At 50.2% G+C, this 313-nt stretch carries 1 protein-coding gene; it reads left to right on the plus strand.

Annotated elements, in window-relative coordinates:
* Window positions 1–35: 35 nt before the first annotated feature.
* Window positions 36–313 (plus strand): transposase (locus tag BN1127_RS21610; protein WP_197069654.1); only part of this gene is annotated, 278 nt, incomplete at its 3' end.

Consider the following 313-nt stretch of genomic DNA (forward strand, 5'->3'; position numbering starts at 1 on the left):
ACTGATCTTACGTACAGTTATCGAGGTGCGAGATCATGGCCAAAAGCAAAATCCAATTCCAGAAAGGCTACAGCCTGTTTGAGTTTCTCAAGGACTATGGCACTGAGGCTCAGTGCGAAAACGCGCTGTTCACTTGGCGTTTTCCTAACGGCTTTGTCTGCCCTGAATGTGCCAACAAGACCTGTTGTCGCCTGAGAAGGCGGCCACGTGTGTGGCAATGCAATCACTGCCGTCACCAGATGTCATTGACTGGAAACACGATTTTCGCAAACACCAAGCTCCCACTGACCAAGTGGTTTCTGGCAATGCACCT

Origin of the sequence: Aeromonas media (assembly GCF_000819985.1) — a bacterium.
Lineage (GTDB): Bacteria > Pseudomonadota > Gammaproteobacteria > Enterobacterales > Aeromonadaceae > Aeromonas > Aeromonas media.